This is a genomic window from Mycobacterium sp. E3298, assembly GCF_001666895.1.
In the GTDB taxonomy this organism is placed as follows: Bacteria; Actinomycetota; Actinomycetes; order Mycobacteriales; family Mycobacteriaceae; genus Mycobacterium.
Map to the genome: position 1 here is coordinate 1 of NZ_LZJB01000016.1, position 24,920 is coordinate 24,920.

22 protein-coding genes and 1 tRNA gene are annotated in these 24,920 nt (G+C 68.5%); 12 read left to right on the top strand and 11 right to left on the bottom strand.

The window, feature by feature from the left end; translation table 11 throughout:
• Position 1: 1 nt before the first annotated feature.
• A complete protein-coding gene (locus A9X05_RS00695) occupies positions 2 to 802 on the top strand; it encodes a serine hydrolase (protein ID WP_067778453.1) in 801 nt (266 codons plus the stop codon).
• A gap of 141 nt (positions 803 to 943) precedes the next feature.
• Positions 944 to 1,456 carry a DUF3145 domain-containing protein gene (locus A9X05_RS00700; RefSeq protein WP_067749648.1) on the top strand — a complete coding sequence of 171 codons (513 nt, stop codon included), beginning with the start codon at positions 944 to 946 and terminating at the stop codon, positions 1,454 to 1,456.
• A gap of 64 nt (positions 1,457 to 1,520) precedes the next feature.
• On the opposite strand, the gene A9X05_RS00705 is transcribed toward A9X05_RS00700, so the two are convergent.
• Entirely contained in the window at positions 1,521 to 2,438 is a 918-nt protein-coding gene (locus A9X05_RS00705; RefSeq protein ID WP_067778456.1) for a diacylglycerol kinase, read from the bottom strand.
• Positions 2,435 to 4,015 carry an FAD-binding oxidoreductase gene (locus A9X05_RS00710; RefSeq protein ID WP_368664911.1) on the bottom strand — a complete coding sequence of 527 codons (1,581 nt, stop codon included), beginning with the start codon at positions 4,013 to 4,015 and terminating at the stop codon, positions 2,435 to 2,437. Before A9X05_RS00710 ends, A9X05_RS00705 begins: the two co-directional genes overlap by 4 nt.
• A gap of 47 nt (positions 4,016 to 4,062) precedes the next feature.
• Between A9X05_RS00710 and A9X05_RS00715 the strand changes: the two genes are divergently transcribed.
• From A9X05_RS00715 to A9X05_RS00725, 3 genes are read left to right on the top strand one after another with little or no spacing between them, the layout of a single operon-like run.
• Positions 4,063 to 4,638 carry a TetR/AcrR family transcriptional regulator gene (locus A9X05_RS00715; protein ID WP_067749654.1) on the top strand — a complete coding sequence of 192 codons (576 nt, stop codon included), beginning with the start codon at positions 4,063 to 4,065 and terminating at the stop codon, positions 4,636 to 4,638.
• A complete protein-coding gene (locus A9X05_RS00720) occupies positions 4,626 to 6,179 on the top strand; it encodes a glycerol-3-phosphate dehydrogenase/oxidase (RefSeq protein ID WP_197498855.1) in 1,554 nt (517 codons plus the stop codon). Before A9X05_RS00715 ends, A9X05_RS00720 begins: the two co-directional genes overlap by 13 nt.
• 58 nt (positions 6,180 to 6,237) lie before the next feature.
• The gene (locus A9X05_RS00725; protein WP_067778468.1) at positions 6,238 to 7,797 is read left to right on the top strand and encodes an FAD-dependent monooxygenase; all 1,560 of its coding nucleotides are present in this window, start codon (positions 6,238 to 6,240) and stop codon (positions 7,795 to 7,797) included.
• Between the two features lie 74 nt (positions 7,798 to 7,871).
• On the opposite strand, the gene A9X05_RS00730 is transcribed toward A9X05_RS00725, so the two are convergent.
• The 8 genes from A9X05_RS00730 to aceE all read right to left on the bottom strand — a co-directional run bounded on the left by A9X05_RS00730 (position 7,872) and on the right by aceE (position 18,685).
• A complete protein-coding gene (locus tag A9X05_RS00730) occupies positions 7,872 to 8,759 on the bottom strand; it encodes a hypothetical protein (RefSeq protein ID WP_067778471.1) in 888 nt (295 codons plus the stop codon).
• Between the two features lie 137 nt (positions 8,760 to 8,896).
• On the bottom strand, positions 8,897 to 10,318 hold the full coding sequence (locus tag A9X05_RS00735; protein ID WP_067749662.1) for an acyl-CoA carboxylase subunit beta: 1,422 nt from the start codon (positions 10,316 to 10,318) through the stop codon (positions 8,897 to 8,899).
• 47 nt (positions 10,319 to 10,365) lie between these two features.
• Positions 10,366 to 11,625: a 3-oxoacyl-ACP synthase KasB gene (gene kasB, locus A9X05_RS00740; RefSeq protein ID WP_067749664.1), complete on the bottom strand. Its 1,260-nt coding sequence runs from the start codon at positions 11,623 to 11,625 to the stop codon at positions 10,366 to 10,368.
• An 84-nt stretch (positions 11,626 to 11,709) separates the two neighbouring features.
• A complete protein-coding gene (gene kasA, locus A9X05_RS00745; protein WP_067749666.1) occupies positions 11,710 to 12,960 on the bottom strand; it encodes a 3-oxoacyl-ACP synthase KasA in 1,251 nt (416 codons plus the stop codon).
• The gene (gene acpM, locus A9X05_RS00750) at positions 12,957 to 13,301 is read right to left on the bottom strand and encodes a meromycolate extension acyl carrier protein AcpM (protein WP_007170888.1); all 345 of its coding nucleotides are present in this window, start codon (positions 13,299 to 13,301) and stop codon (positions 12,957 to 12,959) included. Before acpM ends, kasA begins: the two co-directional genes overlap by 4 nt.
• A gap of 83 nt (positions 13,302 to 13,384) precedes the next feature.
• Entirely contained in the window at positions 13,385 to 14,293 is a 909-nt protein-coding gene (locus A9X05_RS00755; RefSeq protein ID WP_067749668.1) for an ACP S-malonyltransferase, read from the bottom strand.
• A gap of 143 nt (positions 14,294 to 14,436) precedes the next feature.
• Positions 14,437 to 15,759, bottom strand: a complete 1,323-nt coding sequence (locus tag A9X05_RS00760; protein ID WP_067749670.1) for a CdaR family transcriptional regulator — start codon at positions 15,757 to 15,759, stop codon at positions 14,437 to 14,439.
• Between the two features lie 139 nt (positions 15,760 to 15,898).
• Positions 15,899 to 18,685 carry a pyruvate dehydrogenase (acetyl-transferring), homodimeric type gene (aceE, locus tag A9X05_RS00765; protein WP_067778474.1) on the bottom strand — a complete coding sequence of 929 codons (2,787 nt, stop codon included), beginning with the start codon at positions 18,683 to 18,685 and terminating at the stop codon, positions 15,899 to 15,901.
• A gap of 184 nt (positions 18,686 to 18,869) precedes the next feature.
• Here aceE and A9X05_RS00770 point away from each other — a divergent pair, with 184 nt between their 5' ends.
• The 7 genes from A9X05_RS00770 to A9X05_RS00795 all read left to right on the top strand — a co-directional run bounded on the left by A9X05_RS00770 (position 18,870) and on the right by A9X05_RS00795 (position 23,826).
• A complete protein-coding gene (locus tag A9X05_RS00770; RefSeq protein WP_082950078.1) occupies positions 18,870 to 19,451 on the top strand; it encodes a hypothetical protein in 582 nt (193 codons plus the stop codon).
• An 81-nt stretch (positions 19,452 to 19,532) separates the two neighbouring features.
• The gene (locus A9X05_RS00775) at positions 19,533 to 19,955 is read left to right on the top strand and encodes a DUF3052 domain-containing protein (RefSeq protein ID WP_067269553.1); all 423 of its coding nucleotides are present in this window, start codon (positions 19,533 to 19,535) and stop codon (positions 19,953 to 19,955) included.
• Complete coding sequence (locus tag A9X05_RS00780; RefSeq protein ID WP_067749675.1) at positions 19,955 to 20,416, top strand: peroxiredoxin; 462 nt, start codon at positions 19,955 to 19,957, stop codon at positions 20,414 to 20,416. The genes A9X05_RS00775 and A9X05_RS00780 overlap by 1 nt, the downstream gene beginning before the upstream one ends.
• 66 nt (positions 20,417 to 20,482) lie before the next feature.
• Positions 20,483 to 20,554, top strand: a tRNA-Val gene (locus A9X05_RS00785).
• 89 nt (positions 20,555 to 20,643) lie between these two features.
• Complete coding sequence (locus tag A9X05_RS30265) at positions 20,644 to 20,790, top strand: hypothetical protein (protein ID WP_156675533.1); 147 nt, start codon at positions 20,644 to 20,646, stop codon at positions 20,788 to 20,790.
• 154 nt (positions 20,791 to 20,944) lie between these two features.
• Positions 20,945 to 22,441 carry an NAD(P)/FAD-dependent oxidoreductase gene (locus A9X05_RS00790; RefSeq protein ID WP_067778480.1) on the top strand — a complete coding sequence of 499 codons (1,497 nt, stop codon included), beginning with the start codon at positions 20,945 to 20,947 and terminating at the stop codon, positions 22,439 to 22,441.
• A 35-nt stretch (positions 22,442 to 22,476) separates the two neighbouring features.
• Positions 22,477 to 23,826, top strand: a complete 1,350-nt coding sequence (locus A9X05_RS00795; protein ID WP_067778483.1) for a wax ester/triacylglycerol synthase family O-acyltransferase — start codon at positions 22,477 to 22,479, stop codon at positions 23,824 to 23,826.
• Between the two features lie 2 nt (positions 23,827 to 23,828).
• Here A9X05_RS00795 and A9X05_RS00800 read toward each other — a convergent pair whose 3' ends face one another.
• Complete coding sequence (locus tag A9X05_RS00800; RefSeq protein ID WP_067749682.1) at positions 23,829 to 24,854, bottom strand: AraC family transcriptional regulator; 1,026 nt, start codon at positions 24,852 to 24,854, stop codon at positions 23,829 to 23,831.
• Positions 24,855 to 24,920: the final 66 nt, after the last annotated feature.

Consider the following 24,920-nt stretch of genomic DNA (forward strand, 5'->3'; position numbering starts at 1 on the left):
TCTGCGGGATTGGCCAGTCGAGGCCGCCGCCGCGGCGGTGATCGGACCCGACGGCGTGCTGGCCGGTCACGGCGACACCGAGCGGGTGTTCGTGCTGGCTTCGGTGACCAAGCCGCTGGTGGCCCGCGCGGTGCAGGTCGCCGTCGAAGAGGGCGTGGTCGACCTGAGCACCGCGGCCGGCCCGCCCGGGGCCACCGTGCGCCATCTGCTGGCGCACGCGTCGGGGCTGGCGTTGCAGAACGACCACGTGCTCGCCGCCCCCGGCGCGCGGCGCATCTACTCCAACCACGGCTTCACCGTGCTGGCCGAGACCGTGGAGCGCGAATCGGGCATCGAATTCGGCCGCTACCTGACCGAGGCGGTGTTCCAGCCGCTCGGGATGGCTTCCACCCGGCTGGACGGCGGCGCGCCGGCGGCGGGGTTCGGGGCGGTGTCCACGGTGGCTGACCTGGCGAAATTCGCCGGCGACCTGCTGCGGCCGGTGACTGTCTCCGCCGAGCTGCACGCCGAGGCGACGACGGTGCAGTTTCCCGGCCTGGACGGCGTGCTGCCCGGCTACGGCGTCCAGCGGCCCAACGACTGGGGGCTGGGCTTCGAGATTCGGGACGCCAAATCGCCGCACTGGACCGGCGCGCACAACTCGCCGCGCACCTACGGCCATTTCGGCCAGGCGGGTGGGTTCATCTGGGCAGATCCCGAACGGGAGCTGGCGCTGGTGGCCCTGACCAACCGCGATTTCGGGGAGTGGGCGCTGCAGCCGTGGCCGGCGTTCTCGGACGCCGTGGTCGCGGAATACGGCTGAGAAAAAATGCACACTAGCGCAACACGGGTATCACAAGGCACAATAGACACGCACGACACACAAAATAGTTAGACATCCTGCTCGCCAGGTCCCGCCAGGTCGTTGGGGAAGACGTCCCTCGCGGAACCGAAGGAGCAGGAAATGCGTGCGTCGAATCAATTCGCCGACGTGACGACTGGCGTGGTGTACGTGCACGCCTCGCCCGCGGCGGTGTGCCCGCATGTCGAGTGGGCGTTGTCGTCGACCCTTGGGGCGAAGGCAAACCTCACGTGGACCCCGCAGCCGGCCATGCCCGGACAGCTGCGGGCGGTCACCAACTGGGTCGGGCCGGTGGGCACCGGCGCCCGGCTGGCCAACGCCCTGCGGTCGTGGTCGGTGCTGCGGTTCGAAGTCACCGAGGACCCCAGCCCCGGAGTCGACGGCCAGCGGTTCAGCCACACCCCGCAGCTCGGCCTGTGGAGCGGGGCGATGAGCGCCAACGGCGACGTCATGGTCGGGGAGATGCGACTGCGGGCGCTGATGTCGCAGGGCGCCGACACCCTGGCCGCCGAGCTGGACACCGTGCTAGGAACGGCGTGGGACGACGCCCTGGAGGCCTACCGCGACGGCGGCGAGGTCGGCGAGGTGACCTGGCTCAGCCGCGGCGTCGGCTAGGTCTCCGCGGGAATGTGCGACGTCCGGATTTGATATCGCGGGCGATATCAAATCCGTTGGCCCGCTATTGGTCCCCGGCCCGGCGCAGGATCCGCAGCGCCCCCGCAACCGCGCTGATCTCCGCGGGCAGCGCGCAGGCGAAGTCGCCGTCGGCGTAGACGTTGATGCCGGGGCACTCGACGTGAATGGATCGGGCCCGCGTCGTGCTCACCTCGGCGAGGTCGATGTGGGTGCCCTTCATGACGGTGGGGAACAGGCGGACCAGCTTGGTGCGCGACGCCTCGTGCACCATCGTGATGTCGAGCAGGCCGTCGGTGGGGTCGGCGTGCGGGCAGATCAGCATGCCCCCGCCGTAGCTGCGGGTGTTGCCGAAGGCCGCCAGCGTGATGTCGGCGTCGATCTCGCGCGTCCCGTCGAGCACCATGCGGAAGGGCAGGAGCCGCAGCTGCGATAGCTCGGCGAGCATCGCGACGTAATACCGCAACCGCCCGTGCGGCCAGCGCATCCGGTTGGCCCGGTCGGTCACCAGCGAGTCGAATCCGGTGGCCGCCACGGTGCCGAACCACTTCGTGGCCCCGTCGCTGTCGCGGATGCGGCCCAGATCGATCGTCTGGGTGAAACCTTCGACGATGATGTCCGCCGCGGCCTCGGGATCCTTGGTGGGAAGCCCGAATTCGCGGGCGTGGTCGTTGCCGGTCCCGGCCGCCACGATGCCGATCGGCACGTCGGTGCCCGCGAGCACCTGCAGCGCGTTGGAGACGACGCCGTCCCCGCCGGTCACCATTACCGCGTCGGCGCCCTTTTCCAGCGCGGCGCTCACCAGGTACCGCGCGTCTTGCGCGTCGTCGCCGATGATCTCGACGACCTCGACCCCGCGGTGGTGCAGTCGCGCGATCGCGAGCTGCGCCGCCCGGATCGCGGCGCCGTGCCCCGAGACGGGATTGGTCAGCGCGATCACCTTCGCGATCTCGCGCCGGGTCATGGAATCAGCTTGCCCGGGTTGAGGATTCCGGCCGGGTCCAGGGTGGCCTTCACCGCGCGCAGCACCTGCACGCCCAGCTCGCTCACCTCGTCGCCCATCCAGGGGCGGTGGTCGGCGCCGACCGCATGGTGGTGGGTGATGGTCCCGCCGGTGGCCATGATCGCGTCGCACGCGGCCTTCTTGGCGGCCCACCATTGTTCGATCGGGTTGCCGCGCTGCCCGGCGACGACGGTGAAGTACAGCGACGCCCCGGTCGGGTAGACGTGCGAGATGTGGCACATCACCAACGCGGGCGTGCCGCTCGCGGCCAGAGCGTCCGTAAGCGCTTGCGTCACAGCGGCTTTGAGGGCCGCAACATTGGACCAGTCGGTGGCCGTCTCGAGCGTCTCGCACAGTGCGCCCGCCGACAGCAGCGAGTCTCGCAGGTACGGCGCGCCGAAGCGCCCGTGCTCCCACGCCCGCGCCGGCGCTTCGCCCAGCGAGGTTCCGCCCTGCGCCGCGAGCAGGGCGCTGGTTTCGGCGTGCCGGCTTTCGACGTGTTGCTCGGTGCCTTCGAACACGGTGATGCCCAGGCAACCGCCGGTGATCTGGCTTTCCCCGATGGACTCGGTGGTGGCCAGGTTGACCCCGGTCTCGGCCTCATCGGAAAGCCGGATGACCGTGGGGCCGGTCGCGGTTTGGGTGACGGCGCGCAGGGCGGCGGCGCCGGTCTCGAAGTCGGGGAAGGACCACGCCTCGTAGCGGACGGCCGCCGGCACCCGGTGCACGCGCAGCCGCACCCGGGTGATGACGCCGAAGACGCCCTCGGACCCGATCATCAGCTGGCGCAGGTCGGGGCCGGCCGCGGACTCGGGCGCGCGGCCCAGGTCCAGGGTGCCCACCGGCGTGACCACCCGCAGGCCGCGCACCATGTCGTTGAAGCGGCCGTAGCCCGCCGAGTCCTGCCCGGACGAGCGCGTGGCGGCGAAGCCGCCGATCGTCGCGTATTCGAAGCTCTGCGGGAAATGCCCGAGCGAAAAACCTTGGGCGCCAAGCATGCGTTCGGCATCCGGCCCGGTGACGCCGGCCCCGAACACGGCCTGGCCGGACACCTCGTCGAGGGAGAACAGTTGGTCGAGGCGGCGCAGGTCGAGCGACACCACGGCGGGGAACTCGCCGCGAATGGGATCCAGGCCGCCGACCACACTGGTGCCGCCGCCGAACGGAACCACGGCGATGTGGTGGTGGGAGCAGTAGCGCAGGATCGTGGCGACGGCGTCCTCGTCACCGGGCAGCAAGACCGCGTCGGGCGCGTCCTGCACGCCGGCGTCCTTGCGGCGCAGCAGATCGAGCGTGGACTTGCCGCCGGCGTGCAGCAGCCGGTCCCGGTCGTCGGTGCGGCAGTACTCGGCGCCGACGAGCTCGGCCAGCGCGTCGCGATGGGCCTGCGAGAGCGCCGACGGGCGCAGGCGCACCTGATCGGGTTGCAGCTCGGCGGCGCCGGAATCCTGCACGCCGACGGCCTGTTCCAGCAGCGTCCGGATGCCCTCGGAGAGCGGCTTGGCCGCGGCCGGATCCCCCCACGCGTTCCATTTCATCGGGGGGAGCAGGCCCTCGGGTTGCGTCATGCGTTACAGTATTACACATGCTGTCAACCAGTAACGCACGCGTCCCGGTGGACACGGGGGAGCGCATCCTCGCGGCGGCGGCCAGCTGCGTGGTCGACTTCGGGGTGGACCGGGTGACCCTGGCCGAGATCGCGCGACGTGCCGGCGTCAGCAGGCCCACGGTGTACCGGCGCTGGCCGGACACGCCGTCGATCGTCGCGGCGCTGTTGACCCGCCACGTCACCGAGGTGATGCGGGACGCGCCGCTGCTCGGTGACGACCGGGAATCCCTTGTGCGACAGATCGTTACGGTGGCCAACCTGCTGCGTCGCGACCGCCTCGTCATGTCGGTGCTGCACTCCGAACTCGCGCCGATCTACATCACCGAGCGGCTCGGGACCAGCCAGCACATGCTGATCGACGCCCTCGCCGCCCGGCTGCGGGTGGCCCAGCGCAACGGCAGCGTGCGCGCCGGCGACCCCGTCCAGATGGCCACCATGGTGTTGCTGATCGCCCAGTCGACCATTCAGTCGGCGCAGATCGTCGAACCCCTCCTCGACGCCGACACGCTGGCCGTCGAACTCGCCTACTCGCTGAACGGATACCTGTCGTGATACCCGACCCCACCGCGCTGAACGCCGCCCGCCGCGAGGCGGACCTGACTGCCCTGGCCGACGGCGAGCCGCTGGACGTCGTCGTGATCGGCGGCGGCATCACCGGCGCCGGCATCGCCCTGGACGCCGCGGCGCGCGGGCTGCGGGTGGCGCTGGTGGAGAAGCACGACCTCGCCTTCGGCACCAGCCGGTGGAGCTCCAAATTGGTGCACGGCGGGCTGCGTTACCTCGCGACCGGCAACGTGGGGATCGCCCGCCGCAGCGCCCTCGAGCGCGGAATCCTGATGGGCCGCAACGCCCCCCACCTGGTTCACGCGATGCCGCAAGTGGTTCCGCTCCTGCCCTCGATGAGCCGGGGCAAGCGCGCGCTGGTGCGCACGGGGTTCCTGGCGGGCGACGCGCTGCGGATGCTTGCGGGCACGCCGTCGTCGATACTGCCGCGGTCGCGCCGGATCTCACCGGAGCGCGTCGTGCAGCTGGCGCCCACCGTTCGGCGCGCGGGGCTGGACGGCGGGCTGCTCGCCTACGACGGGCAGTTGATCGACGACGCCCGCCTGGTCACCGCGGTCGCGCGCACCGCGGCGCAGCACGGCGCGCGGATCCTGACCTACGTGGCGGCGTCGAGGGCCACCGGCACCTCGGTGCGGCTGACCGACCAGCGCACGGGACAGTCGTTCGACGTCGCGGCGCGGGCGGTCATCAACGCCGCCGGGGTGTGGGCCGCGGAGATCGACGGCCTGCTGCGGCTGCGGCCCAGCCGCGGAACGCATCTGGTTTTCGACGCCGAAGCGTTCGGGAATCCCACTGCGGCGCTGACGATTCCGATCCCCGGCGAGCTCAACCGGTTCGTCTTCGCCATGCCCGAGCAGCTGGGCCGGGTCTATCTGGGGCTGACCGACGAAGCCGCCCCCGGCCCGATTCCGGATGTGCCCACACCGTCGGCCGACGAGGTCACCTTCCTGCTCGACACGGTCAACACCGCGTTGGGGATCGCGCTCGGCCCGGCCGACGTCATCGGCGCCTACGCGGGGCTGCGGCCGCTGATCGACACCGGCGAGGGCCGCACCGCCGACGTCTCGCGCGAGCACGCCGTCGTGGAGTCGGCGTCCGGGATCATCAGCGTGATCGGCGGCAAGCTGACCGAGTACCGCTACATGGCGCAAGACGTGCTGGACCGCGCCGTCGGCCTTCGGCGCCTGCCCGCCGCGAAGTGCCGGACCCACGACCTGCCGCTGGTCGGGGCGCCCGCCAATCCGGGACCGCCGGGCTCCGGCCCGGTCGCCGGGTTGCCGGACTCGCTGGTGCGGCGGTACGGCGCCGAGGCCGCCAAGGTCGTGGCCACCGCCACGTGTAAGCGCCCGACCGAGCCGGTCGCCGAGGGCATCGACGTCACCCGGGCGGAATTCGAGTACGCCATCACCCATGAGGGCGCGCTGGACGTCTCCGACATCGTGGACCGGCGGACCCGCATCGGCCTGGTGGCCCCCGATCGCGAGCGGGCGCTGCCGGCGGCCGAGGAGTTCGTGGCGCGCCTGGGTTAGGCGCCGAAACTTGATTCTGACTGTAGATATCGAATGATAGCGACTATCATTTTGTTCTATGACGACCACACGAGTTCCAGTCCTCATCGTCGGCGCCGGCGCCGCCGGCCTCGCCACGTCGGCATTGCTGGCGAAACACGGGGTCCGCTCGCTGCTGGTCGAGAAGCGGCGCGAGGTGTTCATCTATCCGAAGGCCCGCAACCTCAGCTTCCGCACCCTGGAAATCCTGCGCGGTCTTGGATTGGCCGACGAGATCCACGCGGTCGCCAACGGCGTTTCCGACATGCTGAGCAAGCCGACGCTCAACAGCGCCGAACAGCGTCAGGCGATCGACATCAACGCGATCTTCGCGCCGTTCGACGAATTTAGCCCCGAGCCCGGCGGCCAGTACTGCCCGCAGAGCGCCTTCGAACCGATCCTGCTCACCCACATCCGCCGGCGCGGCAGCGAGGTGCGCTACAACACGGAGTTGGGCTCGTTCGAACAAGACGCTAGCGGCATCACCGCGGTTGTCCGCGATCGCGAGTCGGGCGCGACCGAGGCGGTACGCGCCGACTATCTCGTCGCGGCCGACGGCGTGCACAGCCCGGTCCGCGACGCGCTTGGCGTGACCACCTCCGGCCACGGGGCATTGCCCATCTATGTCGTGTTCATCTACTTCCGGGCGCCGTGGCGAAAATTCGCTCCGGACCTGGGCGACGGCGACGCCATCCAAGTCAGCAACCCGGACGTCGAGGGAATTTTTCTGTCGGTGCGCGACGACATGGGCATGTTCATCACCACGTACTTTCCCGCCCGCGGGGAAACCGCCGTACAGTTCACCGCCCAGCGGTGCCGCGAGATGCTGAGCAAAGCGATCGGTGAGCCGATGGACGTGGAAATCATCGATGTGGCACCCTGGCAGCCCTACGAGCGGGTAGCCAACCAATTCCACTGCGGCCGAGTGTTTCTCGTCGGCGACTCGGCCCATACCATGCCGCCGTTCAAGGGCGGCGGGGCCAACACCGCCATCCAGAGCGCGCATAACCTGGCCTGGAAACTGGCCGCCGTCGTGAACGGGACCGCCGGCCCGGCCCTGCTGACCACCTACCATGCCGAGCGACACCCGGTCGGGCGCTTCAATGCTCGCCAGTCGCTTAGCGGGCCGTCGCTGGGCTTCCTGCGGTTGGACGACGACCGGCCCATGTTGCCGCCGGACGAGGAGGCGCCGATGTTCGCGCTGCTTATCGGCTACCAATACCGCTCGGGCGCAGTGGTTTCCGATGATCCCGGCCCGGCGGATCCCGACGCCGTGTCGCTGATCGACGAATTGCGCGGGCAGCCCGGCACTCGGGTGCCGCATGTTTGGGTGCGCGAGGGGGTTTCGACGCTCGACCTGCTGGGCCCGGGATTCACCGTGCTCACCGGCGACGAACGCTGGTGCGCCGCCGCGGCTTCGGCGTCGGTGGCCGCGCATCGCATCGAGAGCGACGAGTGGGCGGCGGTCACCGGGCTCGGCCCTTCCGGCGCGCTGCTGGTGCGCCCCGACGATTTCGTCGGCTGGCGCTGTGACTTTCTGCCCGACGATCCCGAAGGGCAACTGCGGGCGGTGCTTGCGAAGATCCTCTGCAGACCATGACCGCGCTCCGTGAGCAGACACAAAAGCGCATGGCCAAAGCGTGTTGCGTGCGATTATGTGTCTGCTCGGCGGCGTTAACCGGCCATCGGTGGGCGGTTCAGGTGCGTCGCGATGCGGTCAGCGAGGCGGTCAGGTTCTCGTCGCACGTCGTCGACGACGATTGGGATGATCGTCCACCCAAGCTCCTGGATCTTGGCCCACCGCGTCTTGTCGCGAAGCATTTCCTCGCGACCAACGTGCCAATCGACGCTCTCGTATTCTGCGGCCAAACGCAGATGCGGCCATGCGAAGTCGACGCGCCACAACTGGCCATCGCGTCCGACGATCGGATGCTGCAGCTCGGGAAGCGGTAGCCCGCGATCGATCATCACCAGCCGCGCCTCGCTTTCCATGGGCGATTCCGCACGGCCATCCGCCAAGGGCAACAGTGCGCGCACAGCAACTATGCCTCGACGTCCTCGCTGCTCGATAACGGCTCTCCGAATTTCGTTGCGAGTGCACTTCATTGAGCGCAACGCCGCGTCAAGCGTCGCCAGCGCCCGCGGCCGGCGCAGTTGCCTTGCGACCTCCACTGCAGTCCATCCCGGTGCCGTCGCGAGACGACCCCCAATTCGTTGGAGCCGGGCACCGGTTCGTTGGTGAACCATCAAGCCGGCCGTAGGGCGCATGCGCACACCGGGATCGAGAACGTGAATAGCTCTCGTGTTCTCGGTGTCGAATCCGTACAAGGCCGCGGCGGTGCCCAGGCAGGCCACCGCATGTCGGCCCATGAAGACGTCCAAGGCGGCCAACCGCCCCAGACAAGTTGGCTGTGTGGCGCCGTAGACCCCGTGCCATACGCGGACCAGCCCACCGTTTCGGACTTGAACGTCGAGTTGTTGACGGGTCATGACTGTCAGCAGTTGGGACGTCGTCGCGAACCCGCCGACTTCCTGCATCAGCTTTAGCGCGTCGGTGAGCACCGCGGAAGCATGCGGTGGCTCGGCTCAATTGACCAGTCACGCCTGGGGATTAACCGCCGAGCAGACGCAAAATCGCACCACGCGGGCACCGCGAGTGCGATTTTGCGTCTGCTCGCGCTAGAAGGTGCCGCTGCGGCTTACAGCGGGATGTTCTTGTGCCGACCGCGGCGCGCCGGGGCCTGAGCCAGCGCCTCGGTGAGCTTGCTGCGGGTGTGCGACGGGTCGATCTTCTCGTCGACCACGCCGATCTCGATGGCGCTGTCCACGCCACCGGCGATCTTCTCGTGTTCGGCGGCGAGCTGGTCGTGCAGCGCCTCACGCTCGTGATCGGCCGCGGCGGCCAGCTTTTTCTTGTGCAGGATGCCGACGGCGGCCTTGGCGCCCATCACCGCCACCTCGGCGTCCGGCCAGGCGTACACCTTGGTCGCGTTGAGCGACCGGGAGTTCATCGCAATGTAGGCCCCGCCGTAGGTCTTTCGGGTGACCAGCGTGACCCGCGGAACCGTGCACTCGCCGAAGGCGTGCAACAGCTTGGCGCCGCGGCGCACCACGCCGCCCCACTCCTGGTCGACGCCGGGCAGGTAGCCGGGCACGTCGACGATCACGACCAGCGGGATGCCGAACGCGTCACAGAGGCGCACGAAACGTGCTGCCTTCTCGGCGCTTTCGGAGTTCAGGCAGCCGCCCAGACGAAGCGGGTTGTTCGCCAGGACACCCACCGTGCGGCCGGAGAGCCGGCCCAGCCCGATCACCATCGACGGCGCCCAGTTGGCCTGGAACTCGTCGAACGGGGTCTCGGCGTCCAGGATCGCGGTCACGATCGGACGCACGTCGTAGGCCCGCCGCGCCGATTCCGGCAACAGGGCGTGGATGTCGGTGTCACCGGCCTCGGCCTTGGTGCGGTCGAAATGGCCCTGCTGGCAGAACAATCCGACCAGTCGACGGCCGCGCTCGTAGGCGTCGAGCTCGTCGTCGGCGACGATGTGGCACACGCCGGACTTCTTGTGGTGGGTCTCCGGACCGCCGAGGGACGCCATGTCGACGTCCTCGCCGGTCACGCTGCGCACGACGTCGGGCCCGGTCACGAACACCCGGCTCTCCGGAGCCATCACGATCACGTCGGTCAGCGCCGGCCCGTAGGCGGCGCCACCGGCGGCGAAGCCGACGACCACCGAGATCTGCGGGATGTAACCGGACGCACGGATCATCGCCTCGAAGACCGTCCCCACCGCGTGCAACGCCTTCACGCCCTCGGCCAACCGCGCACCGCCGGAGTGCCAGATCCCGACGATCGGGCTCTGCTCCTCGATGGCGGTGTCGTAGGCGTTGACGATGTGCGCACAGCCCTCGATACCCATGGCGCCGCCCATGACGGTGCCGTCGGTGCAGAAGGCGATGGTGCGCACACCGTTCACGGTGCCCGACGCAGAAAGCACACCCGAGCGGTCACGCTCGTGCAGCAGCGCGACGCTGCCCTCGTCGAAGAAGTTGCTCAGACGCAGCAACGGGTCCCTGGGGTCGAGCGATTCGCCGACCGACGCGGGGGCCATGATTGTCATCGCAGGTCTCCTGTTCTCCGGTGTGCTCTCTGGTTGGGCAGCGATGGTCAGTACCGCCCGAAGGCGATCGCGACGTTGTGCCCGCCGAATCCGAACGAGTTGTTGATCGCGTACTCGTACTTGCCCGGCCGCGGCTTGCCCGCCACCACGTCCAGGTCGATCTCGGGGTCGAGGTTTTCCAGGTTCAGCGTCGGCGGAATCACCTGGTCCCGCAGGGCCAGCACCGTCAGGATCGATTCGACCGCACCCACCGCGCCCACCGAGTGGCCCAGCGCGGCCTTGGGCGCGTAGACGGCCGCGTTGCCGCCGTGGGGGCCCAGCGCGTTGTTGATCGCCTTGCCCTCGGCCACGTCACCCACCGACGTACCCGTCGCGTGGGCGTTCACGTGGTGGATGTCGCCGGGGGTCAGGCCGGCGAGCTGAATCGCCCGGCTCATCGCGTGCCCGGCCCGAAGCCCGTTGGGGTCCGGCGCGACCATGTGGTAGCCGTCCGAGGTGATGGCGGCCCCCATGATGCGGGCCAGGATGTTGGCCCCCCGAGCCTTGGCGTGCTCCTCGGTCTCGATCACCATGAGCGCCCCGGCCTCGCCGAACACGAAGCCGGTGCGATCCCGGTCGAACGGGCGGCAGGCACCCGCCGGGTCGTCGTTCTTGGTCGACATCACGATGCGCATCTGGGCGAACGCCGCGATCGGCACCGCCTCGATCTTGGTCTCGACACCACCGCAGATGGCGATGTCGGCCTCGCCGAAGACGATGTTGCGCCACGCCTGGGCCACACCCTCGGAACCGGACGCGCACGCCGACACGGGCGTGATCACGCCGGCCTTGGCGTGCCGTTCCAGACCCACCGCCGCCGCGGCGCCGTTGGGCATGTATTTCTGCACACCGAGCGGGGAAACCGCCCGCATGCCACGGGCGCGCATGTCGTCGTAGCTGAAGACCATTTCCTCCGACGAGCCCAAGCCGGTGCCGATGGACACCAGCAACCGGTCGGAGTCGACCTCGGGCGAGCCGGCGTTCTCCCAGACCCGGCGGCTCAAGATGGTCGACATCCGCTGCAGGTAACCCGTGCGCCGCAGCTCGACACGGGTCATCTGGCTGTCGAATTCCTCCAACAGGTGCCCGCCGATCTTGACCGGCAGGTCGAACTCCTCGACGAACGGGTCCTCGAGTCTGCGGATACCACTTTGTCCGTCCTGCAACAACTTCCAGGTGTTCTCGGCGTCAGTGGCCAGTGCGGTCGTCATGGCGACGCCAGTGACGACCACATTCGGGAGCGTTTTCCCGGTAACCAGCTCTGTCATGGGTCTTGCAAACGTTCCTTTCGTACTTGTCCGGCTCCTCCGCGGGCCGCTTGCTGAGGCCCGCTTCGTCGCCCGACGTCGTGCTCAGTACCGCCCGAAGGCGAGCGCCACGTTGTGGCCACCGAATCCGAACGAGTTGTTGATGGCGTAACGGAAATCGCCGTAGCGGGGTTCGCCCGCGACAACATCAAGATCGATCTCGGGATCTGGCGTTTCGTAATTGAGAGTTGGCGGTATCACGCCGTCCCGAAGGCTCAATACCGTGAGGACAGATTCCAGCGCGCCGACCGCGCCGATGGAGTGGCCCAGAGCCGACTTCGGTGCGTACACCGCCGCCTGCTCGCAGCCCGCGACCCGGATGGCGTTGGCCTCGGCCGTGTCGCCGATCGGTGTCGCCGTGCCGTGCGCGTTGACGTGGTCAATGTCCTTGGGGGACAAGCCAGCCAACTCGAGCGACCGTTGCATCGCCCGGCCGGCGCGCACGCCGTCCGCGGCCGGCGCAACCATGTGGAACGCGTCCGAGGTGATGCCCGCACCCATCAACCGGGCCAGCGGCTTGGCGCCGCGGGCCTTGGCGTGCTCCTCGGTCTCGATGATCATCAGGGCCCCGGCCTCGCCGAACACGAAGCCGTCGCGGTCCTTGTCGAACGGGCGCGAGGCGCGTTCGGGCTCATCGTTGCGAGTGGACATCGCCCGCATCATCGAGAACGCCGCGATCGGCAGCGCCTCGATGGGACCCTCGACACCGCCGCAGACGGCGAAGTCGGCGTCACCCATCGCGATCTGGCGCCACGCGTGCGCGATCGCCTCCGAGCCCGACGAGCATGCCGACACCGGGGTGATGACCCCGGCGCGAGCGCCCAGTTGCAGACCCACCACCGCCGCGGCGCCGTTGGGCATGATCATCTGGACGGCGAGCGGCGACACCTTGCGGGGGCCGCCCTCGTTCATCAGGTCGTAGCTCTCGACGATCCGCTCGGCGCCACCGAGCCCGGTGCCGACCACGACCGAGAACCGGTCGGGGTCGACCTCCGGGCTGCCGGCGGACTCCCACAGCTGAGTGCTGAGCAGCTTGGCCAACCGTTGGACGTACGACATACGCCGCAGGTCGAGCCTGCTCATGTGCTCGTCGATGGGCTCCTTGAGGTGCCCACCGATCTTGACGGGCAGGTCCCACTTGGTGACGAACTCGTCCTCGAGTACGTGGATGCCGCTTTCGCCGGCCAACAAACCCTTCCACGTGCTCTCGATGTCCGGCGCGACCGACGTCGTCGCCGTGACGGCGGTCACCACAACGCTGGGGTAACCGCCATTAGCAGTGGAAGGCTTGCTCACTTGTCCGCTTCCATCCTCGCCTTGACGTTGGCGACGGCGTCGGGGTTCTCCGTCTCCAGCTTGGCGCGCAGGGCCTCGGCAGCCTCGGGGTTCTCTTCCTCGAGCTTCTGGATGTAGGAGACGACGTCACCGACGGTGCGCAGACCGGCGAGGTCCTCGTCCGGGATCTTCACGCCGTACTTGTCCTCGGTCTGCACCGCGATCTCCACCATCGACAGCGAGTCGATGTCCAGGTCGTCGACGAACGACTTCTCCGGGGTGACCTCGGACGGCTCGATACCGGTGACCTCTTCGATGATCTCCGCGATACCGGCGATGATTTCTTCCTGGCTGACGGCCACAGCGTCTTCCCTTCGTGATGTGTTGTGTTAATCGAACAGAGCGTTCTTATAGAGCGTTATGTGGTTGTACTGGAAGCGGCTTTCTACAGTTCAGCCAGTGCGTCCAGGTCTGCGGGTGCCTTGACGGCGCGGGTCGTAACCCCCCGAAGTTCGCGTTTGGCGATGCCGGTCAGAGTGCCCGCGGGCGGGAACTCCACGGCCGCCGTGATCTCCCGGTCACGCATGGTCGCCGTGCACAGGTCCCAGCGCACGGGCTGGGTGAGCTGGGCGACCAGCGCCTCCATCGCCGCCGCCGCGGAGCCGACGGGCTGGCCGTCGCGGTTCGACAGCAGCGTGGCGGTGGGCTCGGCGGTCGCGACCGCGGCCGCCGCGGCGGCGTAGCGGTCGAGGGCCGGAGCCATGTACTTGGTGTGGAACGCCCCGGCCACGCCGAGGGCGCGAACCCGGGCCTTGGCCGGCGGGTCCTCGGCCAGCTTCTCCAGCGCCGTCAGCGGGCCGGCGGCGACGATCTGGCCGGCGGCGTTGCGGTTCGCGGGGAACAGGTCGAGCTGCTCGAGGCGGGCCAGCACTTCGGCCTCGTCACCGCCGAGCACGGCGGACATGCCGGTCGGCTCGATGGCGCACGCCTTGGCCATCTCGGCGCCACGGGTGGCGGCCAGCGAGACGGCGTCGTCGGCGGCCATCACACCGGCGATCGCGTACGCCGCGATCTCGCCGACGGAGTGGCCGGCGACGATCAGCTCCGCGCCGGAGAGCAGGCCGCGCTTGGTGAGCTCCTGGTGGGCCAGCAGGGTGGCGGCGACGACCAGGGGCTGCGTGACCGCGGTGTCGGTGATCTCTTCGGTCGACGCGGTGGTGCCCAGCCTGACCAGGTCGAGGCCGCTGGCCTTCGACCACAGGTCGAGCTGGTCCGCGGCACCCGGCAGGTCGAGCCACGGCGAGAGCATCCCCTCGGTCTGCGAACCCTGTCCGGGCGCAAGCAAAGCAATCACGTGTTTAAGAGAACACTGTGGAAACGGTTTTGGCGGGTGTAACAGATTATGAACCTGGTCTTAGGTTTTTGTGTACTCCCCACAAAACAGCTCCGTAAGCTACATGTTCGATACCGTTGCTTGATCTGTTGCCTGGGTCACTATTACTCCGATTGACCGACGATAGCCGCCCTGACCGGCAGCGGAACAGGGGGCAGCGGGTTGGTGCCGACGCTGGCGGTCGGGGTGGGGTAGTTGAGCTGGCCGACCGTCGCCGCCACGCGCAGCACGTATGCGTCGCGGGGCTGGGTCGGATCGCGTCCCGTGAAGTCGGTGATCCGCTTGAGCCGGTAGCGCACCGTATTTGGATGAACGAACAACTTTCTGGCACAAGCTTCAATCGCGCCGCCACAATCCAAATAAGCGTCAAGAGTCTCGATGAGCGTCGGTCCCGCGTCGGCCAGCGGCCCCATCACGTCGGTGTGCAACGCGACGATCGCGGACGCGTCGCCCATCAGGGCGCGTTCGGGCAGAAGTTCCCGGGCCTGAACCGGCCTCGGTGCGCCCCGCCAGCCACCGACGGCGTTCATCCCGGAAATAGCCTCGCTGGCGCTGTGATAGGCGGCCGTCAGCATCGGTGCGGTGGGCCCGATGACCACCGGGCCGTCGGAAAAGGCCTGCAGCAGATCGCCGAGGAATTTGTCGGTTGGCGACAGTTGGCCGGAAACTATAGCGACCAGCCAGGTGCCGTGGACGTCGGTGAGGGCGGCGCGGCCATGCTGGGCGGCGATGTCGCGGACGTGCTGGCTGGCCCGCTGGTCGTCGCCGGGCCCGGTGGAGCCGTCCCGCCCGGGGGCCGGGACGCCGACCACCACGGTCGCCGGGGCGGTGGTGTCCCAGTTCAGCGCCGCGGCCCGGGACAGCAGTTCGGGGCCGGTGTCGCCGCGGACCACCGCGTCGACGACGCTGGCCTCCATCCGGCTGTCCCACGTGCCGCGGGCCTCGGCGGCGTTGGCGTAGGCCGAGGCCGCGGTGAACGCCAGGTCGCGGCTGTACTTGAGGACACCCACGGTCAGGGCCGTCAGCTGCTCCTCGGAGCGGGCCACCAGCGGCAACACCTCCTCGAAGAACTCCATGGTGACGCGCACCATGTCGACGCTGTGCCGCAGCGCGATCCGGCGGGCCAGATCCTGGGGCACCAGCTCGAAGGCCTGGGCGGTGTAGCTGACGTTGCTGTGTGGGTCCTGCATCCACTCGACGAAGTTGTTGATGGCCGTCTGCACCACCAGCGCCACGCTGGCCCGCTGCGAGGCTTCCAGGTCGGCGAAGAAGGGCAACCGGTCCTGCATGACCGAGACCGCCTCGGTGGCCAGCCGGCCGGAGTATTGCTTGAGCCGGCGCAGCACGGAGTCGGGCACCGTGTTGAGCATCTCCAGCGGCGACCTGGGCTGCTTGGCGAACGGACCGGCGAACGGGTTGTCATTCACCCCTAAAACCTACGCCACATTTTGGAAGTATCCGCCAAAGAGGTGGGCGGTTTTGCGCGAGTGTGCGGCTGGCCGCACACTCGCGGGGCGCTCACGGCCCAGCGCCCCGCTGGCGGGGCGCTCGCGGAATCTTGGGCGCTCAGGCGACCCCGGGGTCGGACGTCTGCTCTGGCGCGGCCTGGACGTCGTCGATCTTGTACTGGCGGGCGGCCGCGACCGGCACCGACGGGTCGATCTCACCGTCGCGCGCCAACGCCTCCAGCACCGCCACCACCTGCGACTCGGCGTCGGTGTTGAAGTAGCGCCGGGCGGCGGGCCGGGTGTCGGAGAAGCCGAAGCCGTCGGTGCCCAGCGTGACGAACGTGTTGGGCACCCACGGCCGGATCTGCTCGGGCACGGCGCGCATCCAGTCCGACACGGCGATCACCGGCCCTTCGGCATTCGACAGGGCCTGGGTGACGTAGGCGGTTCCGGCCGGTCGGTCCGGGTGGCGCAGCTTGGCCTTCTCGATGGACAGGCCGTCGCGGTTCAGTTCGCCCCAGCTGGTCACCGACCACACGTCGGCGGCGACGTCCCACTCGGCCAGCATCTCGGCCGCCTGCAGCGCCGACGGCATCGCTACCCCGGAGGCCAGGATGTGCGCGGTGTTGGCGCGCTGTTCGGTGGCCGCGCGGTAGCGGTAGATGCCCCGCAGCACGCCCTCGGGGTCGAAGTTCTCCGGCTCCGGCGGCTGCACGTACGGCTCGTTGTAGACGGTCATGTAGAAGTACACGTCCTCGGGGTCCTCCCCGAACATCCGCGCCAGCCCGCTCTCCACGATGTAGGCGATCTCGTAGGCGAACGCCGGGTCGTAGGCGACCACGGCGGGATTCGTGCTGGCCAGCAGCAGCGAGTGACCGTCGGCGTGCTGCAGCCCCTCGCCGGTCAGCGTGGTCCGTCCGGCGGTGGCCCCGAGCAGGAAGCCGCGGGTCATCTGGTCGGCGGCGGCCCACAGCCCGTCGCCGGTGCGCTGGAAACCGAACATCGAATAGAAGATGTAGATCGGGATCATCGGCTCGTTGTGCGTCGCGTACGAGGTGCCGGCCGCGATGAACGAGCCCACCGACCCGGCCTCGTTGATGCCCTCGTGCAGGATCTGCCCGACTTCGCTCTCCTTGTACGCCAGCATCAGCTCGGCGTCGACGGCGGTGTAGAGCTGGCCGAGGCGGTTGTAGATCTTCAGCGACGGGAACCAGGAGTCCATGCCGAATGTGCGCGCCTCGTCGGGAATGATCGGCACGATGCGCGGCCCAATCTCCTTGTCGCGCAACACTTCCTTGAAGGTGCGCACGGTCGCCATGGTGGTGGCGACCTCCTGGGTGCCCGATCCCTTCTTCAGCGCGGCGTAGATTTCGCGTCCGGGCAGCTTGAGCGCCTTGGCCTTGGTGCGGCGCTCGGGCAGGAAGCCGCCGAGGGTGCGCCGGCGGTCGAGCAGGTAGCGGATCTCCGGGGCGTCCGACCCCGGGTGGTAGTAGGGCGGCAGGTAGGGGTTCTCGTCCAGCTGGGCGTCGCTGATCGGGATCCGCATGGAGTCCCGGAAGCGCTTAAGGTCTTCCAGCGCAAGCTTTTTCATCTGATGGGTGGCGTTGCGGCCCTGGAAGTGTGCGCCCAGCGAGTAGCCCTTGATGGTCTTGGCCAGGATCACCGTCGGTTGGCCCTTGTGGTCGAGGGCGGCCCGGTAGGCGGCGTACACCTTGCGGTAGTCGTGGCCGCCGCGCTTGAGGTTCCAGATCTCGGCGTCGGTCATGTTCTCGACGAGCGCCTTGGTGCGGGGGTCGCGGCCGAAGAAGTGGTCGCGCACGTAGGCGCCGTCGTTGGCCTTGTACGTCTGGTAGTCCCCGTCGGGGGTGGTGTTCATCAGGTTCACCAGCGCGCCGTCGCGGTCGGCGTGCAGCAGGGCGTCCCACTCGCGGCCCCAGACCACCTTGATGACGTTCCAGCCGGCGCCGCGGAAGAACGACTCCAGCTCCTGGATGATCTTGCCGTTGCCGCGCACCGGGCCGTCGAGGCGCTGCAGGTTGCAGTTGATCACGAACGTCAGGTTGTCCAGGCCCTCCAGCGCGCCGACGTGCGCGAGCCCGCGGCTCTCCGGCTCGTCCATCTCCCCGTCGCCGAGGAAGCACCACACGTGCTGGTCGGAGGTGTCCCTGATGCCCCGGTCGTGCAGGTAGTGGTTGAACCGCGCCTGGTAGATGGCGTTGAGCGGGCCCAGGCCCATCGACACGGTTGGGAATTCCCAGAAGTCGGGCATCAGCCGGGGGTGCGGGTAGGACGGCAGCCCGCCGGCGGCGTGGCTGTGTTCCTGGCGGAAGCCGTCGAGCCGGTCCTCGCTGAGCCGGCCTTCGAGGAAGGCTCGCGCATAAATCCCGGGCGACGCGTGGCCCTGGATGAACACCTGGTCGCCACCGCCGGGATGCGACTTGCCCCGGAAGAAGTGGTTGAACCCGACCTCGTACAGCGCCGCCGACGACGCGTACGTCGAAATGTGGCCGCCGACGCCGACTCCCGGGCGCTGCGCGCGGTGCACCATGATGGCGGCGTTCCAGCGGATCCAGGCCCGGAAGCGCCGCTCCACGTCCTCGTCGCCGGGAAACCACGGCTCGAGTTCGGTCGGGATCGTGTTGACGTAATCGGTTGACGTCAGCGACGGAATGGCGACGCGCTGCTCGCCGGCCCGTTCCAGCAGCCGCAGCATCAAATAGCGGGCCCGCGCGGGCCCGGAGCGCTCCAGCAGCTCGTCGAAGGATTCCAGCCACTCCGACGTTTCCTCGGGGTCGATGTCGGGCAGGTACGACGCCACGCCTTCACGGATCACCCGAACGCGGTCGGGTTCGCTTGCGCTGCTAGGGGTTTTGGCCAGATCGTGGCGCGCGAACTCGGTTGTCAACGCACTCTCCTGTAGTTGGCGGGGTTTGTGCCCTCGGGGTGCCGTGCACCGTCTCCCCCTATCGTGCCGCACCGGCGTTTCGCGGGGCTAGCCGACATCGGGTAGCTGACGCGGGTTCACCCCGCGGACACGAACCCGCGCGTAGCGAAACGATCGGGGAGGCCACCCGGTAACGTCATGAGCCGTGCTCAGTGGATGGCGTGCCGTCCTTGCGGGGGGCTCCCCCAGGCGAGGCGCTTTGGCGCTCGGATGTATAGCGGCGACGCTGATGGGGATCGTGGGGTGTACCACCGTCACCAACGGCACCGCCACCCCCGACACCCAGGTCGCCCCGGCGTATCGGCAGTCGGTGTCCGCGTCGGTGTCCGCGTCGTCGGCGACCTCGCGGGTCCGCGAGTCCCAGCGGCAGCAATCGCTCACCACCCGGGCCGTGCGCACCTCGTGCGACACGCTGGCCACGTCGAGCAAGGACGCGATCGACAAGGTGAACATCTTCGTCGGCGCGTTCAACGCGGGCCGCAGCACCGGCCCGACGGAGGGCCCGGCGATCGACGCCCTGAACAGCAGCGCCGACACCGTGGGCAACAGCTTCAGCGATGCGCTGTCCCAGCAGCTGAAGGACGCGTTCAACACGTATATCGACGCGGCCCGGGGGGTGGCCAACGCGATCGGCACCCACGCCGCGACGGGTGAGTTCAATCGGCGCGTGGACCGCCTCAACGACGCCAAGACGAAAGCGCTGAAACTGTGCCTGGCATCCTTCTAAAGGCGCGGGTGTCGACGCGGTTGCGGCTGTGCGACGATAATCCCCATCGCACGGCGCGGGACGGTTTAAGGAGGCTCCACGGTGGTCGCGGCGGATCACGCCCCGAGCTACGCTCGCAAACTGGGCATCCAACGAGACCAAGTTGTCCAGGAATGGGGCTGGGACGAGGACACCGACGACGAGATCCGGGCCGACGTCGAGGAAGCGTGTGGCGCTGAGCTGCTCGATGAGGACACCGACGAGGTGGTCGACGTCGTGCTGCTGTGGTGGCGTGACGGGGACGGCGACCTGGTGGACACCCTGATGGACGCGATCGGTCCGCTGGCCGAGGACGGCGTGATCTGGGTGCTGACGCCCAAGACCGGCAAGCCCGGCCACGTCCTGCCTGCCGAAATCGCCGAGGCGGCCCCGACCGCCGGCCTGATGCCGACGTCGTCGGTCAACCTGGGCGACTGGAGCGCCAGCCGACTGGTGCAGCCGAAGTCCCGAACCGGGAAGCGTTGATGCTGCCCGTTGGCGCCACCGCCCCGGATTTCACACTGCGCGACCAGAACCAACAGCGTGTCACCCTGAGCTCCTACCGCGGCGCCAAGAACGTGCTGCTGGTGTTCTTCCCGCTGGCCTTCACCGGCATCTGCCAGGGCGAGTTGGACCAGCTGCGCGACCACCTGCCCGACTACGAGAACGACGACAGCGCGACGCTGGCGATCTCGGTGGGTCCGCCGCCCACGCACCGAATCTGGTCGCTGGAAAGCGGCTTCACCTTCCCGGTGCTGTCGGACTTCTGGCCGCACGGCGAGGTCAGCCAGGCCTACGGCGTGTTCAACGACGAGGCCGGCTACCCCAATCGCGGCACGTTCGTCGTCGATAAGGCCGGCATCATCCGGTTCGCGGAGATGAAGCAACCCGGCGAATCGCGCAACCAGGGGCTGTGGACCGAAGCCCTGGCGGCCTTGCGGGGCTGAGCGGGCCTGACGCGAGCTTACAGTTTTGAGTACCGGCCCTTCGGACGTGTAGCCTCCCCGGGGCACGGGCGCGTAGCTCAGTGGTAGAGCTCTGGTTTTACACACCAGCGGTCGGCGGTTCGATACCGTCCGCGCCCACTCATCCGCTTCGCGGGCACAACGCCATCGCGACTTGCAGGCTCGATTTTCGCCGTGGCCGCACGCTCGGGGCCTCATCGCGAGTCCCGGTGCTCACCCCGACGCGGTTGCGTGGGTACGAGGGGCGGGTTCGGGACTTCGACGTGGAGTTGGTCGACGGCGTGGGCCACTGGTTCGCCGAGCAGCGCCCCGACGTCCTGCTCGACCGGCTCCGCGGCTTACTCGCCGGCATCTGATCCCCGCTCGCACAGGAGGCCGATTGCACCCTTGCGCGCATATCTGCAGCTCGCCTGTCTCCGGATGCTAAATACGAGTCCTCTTCGGTCAAGACGTATGGGCCGCTGGTGCCGCACAGTTGATGCACTACATCGAAAGCAAAGGAGCCTCGCGATGACCACCACCACCGAGCACGTCGACGTGTTGATCGTCGGGGCCGGAATCTCCGGCATCGGGGCGGCGTACTACCTGAAGACCAGGCGGCCGGCCAAGACCTTCGCGATCGTGGAGGCGCGCGGTGAGATCGGCGGCACCTGGGATCTGTTCCGCTACCCGGGGATTCGCTCCGACTCCGATCTACACACCTTCAGCTACGAGTTCAAGCCGTGGGAGAACGACAAGGCGATCGCCAGCGCCGATGCCATCATGGCCTACCTGCGCGAGACGGTCGCGGAAAACGACATTGCGCCCGCGATTCGCTTCCACCACAAGGTGATCAGTGCGTCATGGTCGAGCACCGACACCCGGTGGACGGTCGACGTCGAGTGCACGGACACCGGTGCGCGGGTGCGCATCACCTGCGGCTGGCTGTTCTGCGCTGGCGGTTACTATCGCTACGACCAAGGTTTCACCCCCGAGTTCGAGGGCCGCGAACGGTTTTCGGGGCAGATCGTGCATCCGCAACTGTGGCCGGAGGACCTCGACTACAGCGGTAAGCGCGTGGTCGTCATCGGCAGCGGCGCCACCGCAGTCACGCTGGTTCCGGCGATGGCCGACACGGCGGCCCACGTGACGATGCTGCAACGCTCACCGACCTACGTCCTGCCGGTTCCCGCGAAGGACCGCATCGCCAATGCGCTGCCCAAGCTGGTGGGGCGTAAGCGGGCGTACGCGATCACCCGGCGCAAGAACATCGCCAAGCAGCGCGCGGTATTCCGGCTGTGCCAACGCCATCCCGACACCGCACGGCGCATCATCCGCTACCTCAACGCCAGGCAGCTACCGAAGGGATACCCGGTCGACGAGCACTTCCGGCCGGCCTACAACCCGTGGGACCAACGGCTCTGCGCGGTCCCCGACGGGGATATGTTCGCCGCGATCCGCAACGGCAGCGCCTCGGTGGTCACCGATCGGATCGACACCTTCACGGAGAAGGGCATCCGGCTCGTGTCCGGGCGGGAGCTCGAGGCCGACATCATCGTGACCGCGACCGGGCTGAACCTGCTGGCATTGGGCGGCATCACCCTGACCGTCGACGGTGCACCGGTGAACCTGCCGGAGAAGGTCGCCTTCAAGGGGATGATGCTCGACGGGGTGCCCAACTTCGCCTACTCGTTCGGCTACACCAACTCGTCGTGGACGTTGAAGGTCGGCCCGGTGTGCGAGCACCTGTGCCGCCTGCTCGACCACATGGACGCGCACGGGTACGCGGTGTGCTACCCGCACTTCAGCGGGGAGATGCGCACCATGCCGCTACTGGAAGTGCACGCCGGCTACGTCCAGAGGGCGGTCGAGGAGTTCCCGCGCCAGGGCGACCGCCAGCCGTGGCGGACGGCGATGGACCACCTCGCCGACGCCAAGATGCTGCGCGAGAGCTCCGTCGCGGATGGCAACTTGACTTTCATCCCGGTGGCGGCGATGCGCACACCTGATGCGGCGATGAGCGCGTGAGCGCGACCATCCATGACGAAAGCCGAAGGAAGACAATGAACCTCATCGCACCAGTCGACGCCTTCTGCCTGCTGGCCGAGTCTCGCGAGCACCCGATGCACGTCGCCGGCCTGCAGTTGTTCACGCCGCCGCCGGGCGCCGGCCCGGAGTTCGCTCGCGACATCTACGACGCCTTGGTGGCGGGCGGCCACGTGGCTCCCGCCTTCCGGAAGCGTCCGGCCAAGACGCTCGGTGCGTTCAGCAACGCCCTGTGGAAGTTCGACGAGGAGATCGACCTCGGCTATCACGTGCGGCGCTCGGCGCTGCCCGCGCCCGGACGGGTCCGCGAGTTACTCGAGTTGACGTCGCGGCTGCACGGAACCCTGCTCGACCGGCACCGCCCGCTGTGGGAGACACATCTGATCGAGGGGTTGGCGGACGGACGTTTCGCGGTCTATACCAAGATGCATCACGCGGTCGTCGACGGCGTGTCCGCGCTGCGAATGTTGCAGGGCGCCTTGAGCGCTGACCCGCATGACACCGTGATTCGGGCTCCCTGGGCACCGCCGCCGCGGCAGAAGCGGCCGGCTCGTGGGCGCCGCGCGATGCTGGCCGACGCCATTGCGACCGCGGCCGGCTTCGCGCCGGCGACGCTGAAGCTGACCCGCGCCGCGCTGCTCGAACAGCAGCTGACCCTGCCGTTTCGGGCTCCGCGCACCATGCTGAACGTTCCGATCGGCGGTGCCCGGCGGTGCGCCGCCCAGTCCTGGCCGCTGGAACGCATCAAGGACGTGAAGAACGTCGCGGGAATGACGGTCAACGACGTCGTTCTGGCCATGTGCGCCGGCGCATTACGCTCCTACCTCACCGATCACGAGGCGCTGCCGGACAAGCCGCTGACCGCGATGGTCCCGGTGAATCTGCGCACCGAACGCGACGCGGACGGCGGCAACGTGGTCTCTGCTGTGTTGTGCAACCTGGCGACCGACCGCGACGATCCGGCCGACCGTCTGCGGACCATCCATGAGTCCATGCGCGACAACAAGCTGGTGCTGTCCGAACTGCCACGCGCCCAGGCGATGGCGTTGGGGATGGGCTTGCTGGCGCCGGCCGCTTTCGGCGGGATTCCGGGCCTCGGCGCGGCAACGCCGCCGCCGTTCAACATCGTCGTCTCCAACGTACCGGGTGTGCAGAAACCGTTGTACTGCAACGGGGCCCGCCTCGACGGAAACTACCCGTTGTCGATCGCCGTGGACGGGCAGGCCCTCAACGTCACGGTCGCCACCAGTGCCGACAGCCTCGACTTCGGTCTCGTCGGATGCCGTCGCGCCGTCCCGCACCTGCAGCGCCTGCTCGGCCACCTGGAAACCTCACTCAAGGACTTGGAGCGGGCGGTCGGACTGTGAGGTCAGGAAAAGGCGGGATGTCTGCGGGGTCTGAGGGCGCGCCGGTAGGCCGCCGGCCCGGTGCCGAACCAGCGCTTGCAGGATCGGGTCAGCACGCTTTGTTCGGTGTAGCCGAGCTCTCGGGCAAGGTGAGACAGGTCGATGTCGGTGTCGCGCAGGTAGTGCTCGGCGGTTTCGCGCCGCAAGTCGTCGATCAGCTCGAAAAACGTTGTGCCTTCGTCGGCTAACCTGCGTTGCAACGTCTTGGGGTGGACGTTGAACTGCGCCGCGATCACCTCGAGCTTCGCGGCGCCGGTAGGCAACAACTGCCGGGCGATCGTGCGCACCGACTGGCTCATGTCCGGGCCGCGCGGGCCGATCAGCGTGCTGAGGTATTCGACCACAGCCCGGTGAGCCAGTTCGTCGTGCTGGAGCGAGCCGCTCAAGTCGGCGGTTCGGAGAGTGAACCCCGCGACCGGCTCCGCGAAATACGGCCTGCATCCGAAGTATTCGCGATACTGCGCGGCGGGGGTGACCGGCTCATGGGGCACGTGCACCGAAAGCGGGCAGTACGCGGCGCCAAGCAGCAGCCGCAGCACCTCCAGGATCACGCCGAGCGACAACTCCACGCTTTGGATGACGGGCGGCAGGCGCTCCATGAGGATGTGAAACTCGAAAAAAGAACGTTCGGGACGGTCCGGCACCGGCGCGGCGCGGACCGACAGGGCGGGGCTGTACGCGGCAAGAAAGGTGCCGAAGATCGCCATCGCGTCACCCACCGTGGCCGCCGTGCGGGCCGCCACCCCCACCGGACCGAGGATCTCGATGCCCTGCCGCCGGGCCAGGCGGCGGCCGAAATCCGGTGTGGCCGTTTCTTCGGCTGCCGACTCCAAGGCGAAAACCACTCCGCGCAACGGCACGAACACCTCGTAATGGCCGATGTCCATGGGCCGTATCCCCGCGCGCGCCAGCAGCCGTCGTGGGTCACCGCCCAGCTCGGTGACCAGTTCGGGATAGTTCGACAGCGCCGTGCCGCGCACCACCGACATGCTCCGGGATGCTAGTAGCGAACGGACCCCGGTGTCGTCAAAAGCCAAAAGGTAGTCTCTGACGGT

What these genes read in the sequence shown, in the direction of transcription:
- A9X05_RS00705 (WP_067778456.1), bottom strand. Translation starts at nt 2,438, where the DNA reads ATGACCCGGCGCGAGATCGCGAAGGTGATCGCGCTGACCAATCCCGTC.
- kasB (WP_067749664.1), bottom strand. Translation starts at nt 11,625, where the DNA reads ATGACAGAGCTGGTTACCGGGAAAACGCTCCCGAATGTGGTCGTCACT.
- A9X05_RS00710 (WP_368664911.1), bottom strand. Translation starts at nt 4,015, where the DNA reads ATGAAATGGAACGCGTGGGGGGATCCGGCCGCGGCCAAGCCGCTCTCC.
- A9X05_RS00735 (WP_067749662.1), bottom strand. Translation starts at nt 10,318, where the DNA reads ATGACAATCATGGCCCCCGCGTCGGTCGGCGAATCGCTCGACCCCAGG.
- A9X05_RS00725 (WP_067778468.1), top strand. Translation starts at nt 6,238, where the DNA reads ATGACGACCACACGAGTTCCAGTCCTCATCGTCGGCGCCGGCGCCGCC.
- A9X05_RS00790 (WP_067778480.1), top strand. Translation starts at nt 20,945, where the DNA reads ATGACCACCACCACCGAGCACGTCGACGTGTTGATCGTCGGGGCCGGA.
- A9X05_RS00800 (WP_067749682.1), bottom strand. Translation starts at nt 24,854, where the DNA reads ATGTCGGTGGTGCGCGGCACGGCGCTGTCGAACTATCCCGAACTGGTC.
- A9X05_RS00700 (WP_067749648.1), top strand. Translation starts at nt 944, where the DNA reads ATGCGTGCGTCGAATCAATTCGCCGACGTGACGACTGGCGTGGTGTAC.
- A9X05_RS00795 (WP_067778483.1), top strand. Translation starts at nt 22,477, where the DNA reads ATGAACCTCATCGCACCAGTCGACGCCTTCTGCCTGCTGGCCGAGTCT.
- A9X05_RS00715 (WP_067749654.1), top strand. Translation starts at nt 4,063, where the DNA reads ATGCTGTCAACCAGTAACGCACGCGTCCCGGTGGACACGGGGGAGCGC.
- A9X05_RS00780 (WP_067749675.1), top strand. Translation starts at nt 19,955, where the DNA reads ATGCTGCCCGTTGGCGCCACCGCCCCGGATTTCACACTGCGCGACCAG.